At 72.7% G+C, this 3,717-nt stretch carries 4 protein-coding genes; all 4 read left to right on the forward strand.

What is annotated here, in order from left to right:
* Positions 1-229 precede the first annotated feature (229 nt).
* Genes U9R90_RS34245 through pcaH form a run of 4 tightly spaced genes read left to right on the forward strand, consistent with a single transcriptional unit; the run spans position 230 to position 3,645 of the window.
* A complete protein-coding gene (locus U9R90_RS34245) occupies positions 230-1,012 on the forward strand; it encodes a CoA transferase subunit A (RefSeq protein WP_411061230.1) in 783 nt (260 codons plus the stop codon).
* Entirely contained in the window at positions 1,012-1,671 is a 660-nt protein-coding gene (locus U9R90_RS34250) for a 3-oxoacid CoA-transferase subunit B (RefSeq protein ID WP_411061231.1), read from the forward strand. Before U9R90_RS34245 ends, U9R90_RS34250 begins: the two co-directional genes overlap by 1 nt.
* Positions 1,668-2,858, forward strand: coding sequence for a thiolase family protein (locus tag U9R90_RS34255; protein WP_411061232.1), 1,191 nt, complete (start codon positions 1,668-1,670; stop codon positions 2,856-2,858). The genes U9R90_RS34250 and U9R90_RS34255 overlap by 4 nt, the downstream gene beginning before the upstream one ends.
* Before the next feature lie 4 nt (positions 2,859-2,862).
* Positions 2,863-3,645: a protocatechuate 3,4-dioxygenase subunit beta gene (pcaH, locus tag U9R90_RS34260; RefSeq protein ID WP_411061234.1), complete on the forward strand. Its 783-nt coding sequence runs from the start codon at positions 2,863-2,865 to the stop codon at positions 3,643-3,645.
* Positions 3,646-3,717: the final 72 nt, after the last annotated feature.

Consider the following 3,717-nt stretch of genomic DNA (forward strand, 5'->3'; position numbering starts at 1 on the left):
GCGGCGGCGTCAGTGGCGGGAGGGAGGGACACGGGCGCTCCGGGGGATGTCGGCGGTTAAGAGCCTGTCTTTGAACCCCCGCCCGCGCTCCGCGCGGACGACGGGGGTTCAAAGACAGGCTCTAAGAAACAGGCTTTCACGGGGCATTGACAGCGACGCCCGGGAGGCAGACACTCCTGGGCGAGTCAATAATGAACTGTAGTTCACCAGACGAACGGATGTCGATCGCATGGACAAGGTCGTCCGGACCGCCGCCGAGGCGGTCGGTGACATAGCCGACGGTGCGTCGCTGGCTGTCGGCGGGTTCGGCCTCAGCGGCGTACCGACCGTGCTCATCCGGGCGCTGTACGAGCACGGCGCCGGCGGGCTGGGCGTGGTCTCGAACAACTGCGGGGTGGACGGCGCGGGCCTGGGCACACTGCTCGCCGCGGGACGGATCGCCCGGGTCACGGGGTCGTACATCGGCGACAACAAGGAGTTCGCCCGCCAGTACCTGGGCGGCGCTCTGGAGGTCGAGTTGGTGCCGCAGGGCACCCTCGCCGAGCGGCTGCGAGCCGGTGGCTGCGGCATCCCGGCCTTCTTCACCCCGGCGGGTGTCGGCACCCAGGTCGCCGAGGGAGGGATGGCGTGGCGCTACGGCCCCGGCGGCACGGTGGCGCTGCCCTCTCCGGCCAAGGAGGTCCGCGAGTTCGACGGCCGCCCGTACGTCATGGAGCGCGGCATCACCACCGACTACGCCCTGGTGCGTGCCGCCCGTGGCGACCGGCACGGCAATCTCGTCTTCCGCCGCTCGGCCCGCAACTTCAACCCGCTCGCCGCGATGGCCGGCCGGGTGACCATCGCCGAGGTCGAGGAGCTGGTCGAGCCCGGCGAACTGGACGCGGACGGGGTGCACGTACCCGGCGTGTTCGTCCAGCGCGTGGTCCCCCTGACGCGACGGCAGGCCGCCGACAAGGACATCGAACGGCGCACGGTCTCCGCGCCGCTGACCCCGGGGGCGGTGCCCGCCTGATGGCCTGGACACGCGCGGACATGGCCGCCCGAGCGGCCCGCGAGCTGGCCGACGGCTCCTACGTCAACCTCGGCATCGGCCTGCCCACGCTGGTGCCGAACTTCCTCCCGGACGGAGTGGACGTCGTACTCCAGTCCGAGAACGGCATCCTCGGCACCGGCCGCTACCCCTACGAGCACGAGGTCGACCCGGACCTGATCAACGCGGGCAAGGAGACCGTCACCATCCGGTCCGGCGCCTCCTTCTTCGACTCCGCGCTCTCCTTCGGGATGATCCGCGGTGGCCACATCGACACCGCGGTACTCGGCGCGATGCAGGTCTCCGCCCGCGGCGATCTGGCCAACTGGACGGTCCCCGGCAAGATGGTCAAGGGCATGGGCGGGGCGATGGACCTCGTACACGGCGCCCGCCGGGTCCTGGTCCTGATGGAGCACGTCGCCAGGAACGGCTCACCGAAAGTCGTCGAGGAGTGCACGCTCCCGCTGACCGGCCGGGCCTGTGTGCATCGCCTCATCACCGATCTGGGCGTCCTGGACATCACCGACGACGGGCTGGTGCTCGTCGAGACCGCGCCGGGCGTCACCACCGCCGAGGTGCTGGCCAAGACCGCCGCGCCCGTCCGGATCGCCGTCACCTCACCCGCGCAGGAGCCGCGATGACCGACCGCCCGCGCGACGTGTACGTCGTCGACGCCGTCCGCACCCCGATCGGCAGGTACGGCGGAGCCCTGGCCGGCGTCCGCCCCGACGATCTCGCCGCTGGGGTCCTGCGCGCGCTCGTCGACCGTACGCCCGCGCTCGACCCGGCCCGTATCGGCGATGTCTTCCTCGGCAACGCCAACGGCGCCGGCGAGGAGAACCGCAATGTGGCCCGGATGGCCGCGCTACTCGCCGAACTGCCCGTCACCGTGCCCGGAACGACCGTCAACCGGCTCTGCGGCTCCGGAATGGAAGCGGTGATCCAGGCCGCCCGCGCGATCGCCGTCGGCGACCTGTCCATCGCGCTGGCCGGGGGCGTGGAGTCGATGAGCCGCGCGCCCTGGGTGCTGCCCAAGCCCGAGCGGGCCTTCCCGGCCGGACCCCAGCACCTGCACTCCACGACGCTCGGGTGGCGGATGGTCAACCCGCGCATGCCGAAGGAGTGGACGGTCGCGCTCGGCGAGGGCGCCGAACTCGTCGCCGAGAAGCACGGCGTCGACCGGGCCGCCCAGGACGCCTTCGCCCTCGCCAGCCATCAGAAGGCCGCGCGCGCCTGGCAGGAGGGGCTATACGACGGCGAGGTCGTCCCCGTCGACGGCGTGGACCTGGCTCGCGACGAGTGCGTCCGGGACGACACCACACCGGAGGCGCTGGCCCAACTCAAGCCGGTGTTCCGCACCGGCGGCACCGTCACGGCGGGCAACTCCTCGCCGCTCAACGACGGCGCCGCCGCCCTGCTGCTCACCGACGAGGAGGGGCTGCGGGCCACCGGTCGTGAGCCGCTGGCCCGGATCGGCGCCCGTGCGGTCACCGCCATCGAGCCGCAGTACTTCGGCGCCGCACCGGTACGGGCCGCTCGGCACGCCCTGAACAAGGCGGGCCGCGGCTTCGGCGAGCTGACCGCCGTCGAGCTGAACGAGGCGTTCGCCGCGCAGGCCCTGGCCTGCCTCGGTGAGTGGCCCGAGCTCGACCCCGCCGTCGTCAACCCGCGCGGCGGCGCCCTCGCACTCGGCCATCCGCTCGGCGCGTCCGGCGCCCGCATCACCGGCGCCCTGGCCCATCAGCTCGCCGCCGCGGGCTCCGGCACCGGCCTCGCGGCACTGTGCATCGGCGTCGGCCAGGGACTGGCCCTCGTACTGGAGAGGTGAACACGTGACCACGACACCACCCCTGACCCAGCGGCAGATCAGCGCGGAGATCGCCGCCGCCCGCGAGGCAGCCGCCGGGGCCGTTACCGACGGCGCCCCGGCACCCGCGCACCCGGCCCGCGACTTCCCCCCGTACCGCAGCAGCCTGCTGCGCCACCCCACCCAGCCCCTGGTCTCCGTAGCCGACCCGGAAGCGGTCGAACTGCACGGCCCCGTGTTCGGCACCACCGACGTCACCGAGCTGGACGCCGACCTGACCCGGCAGCACGCCGGCGAGCCGCTGGGCGAGCGGATCACGGTCACCGGCCGGGTACTCGACCGCTCCGGCCGTCCGGTCACCGGCCAGCTGGTGGAGCTCTGGCAGGCCAACGCCTCCGGGCGGTACGCGCATCAGCGCGATCAGCACCCGGCGCCGCTCGACCCCAACTTCACCGGTGTCGGCCGCTGCCTGACAGACGGTCTGGGCCGCTACCGGTTCACCACGATCAAGCCCGGCGCCTATCCCTGGCGCAACCACGAGAACGCCTGGCGACCGGCGCACATCCACTTCTCGCTGTTCGGCACCGCCTTCACCCAGCGGCTGGTGACCCAGATGTACTTCCCAGGCGACCCGCTGTTCCGCTACGACCCGATCCTCCAGTCCGTGACCGACCCCGCCGCCCGCGCCCGCCTGGTGGCGGCCTACGACCACGAACTCTCCAGCCCCGAGTGGTCGCTCGGCTATCGCTGGGACCTCGTCCTGGACGGTCCTTCGGCCACCTGGACCGAGCCCGAGGAGGACCGCTGATGCTCCCGCCGCCCTCGTCGCCGCCCCCTGCGACCCCACCTCCGCCTTCCGCGATCCCGTCTCCGCTCCCCG

The organism is Streptomyces sp. E11-3 (genome assembly GCF_046540415.1).
Taxonomy (GTDB): Bacteria; Actinomycetota; Actinomycetes; order Streptomycetales; family Streptomycetaceae; genus Streptomyces.

Coding starts and splice junctions, on each gene's coding strand:
- U9R90_RS34245 (WP_411061230.1), top strand. CDS start 230: ATGGACAAGGTCGTCCGGACCGCCGCCGAGGCGGTCGGTGACATAGCC.
- U9R90_RS34250 (WP_411061231.1), top strand. CDS start 1,012: ATGGCCTGGACACGCGCGGACATGGCCGCCCGAGCGGCCCGCGAGCTG.
- U9R90_RS34255 (WP_411061232.1), top strand. CDS start 1,668: ATGACCGACCGCCCGCGCGACGTGTACGTCGTCGACGCCGTCCGCACC.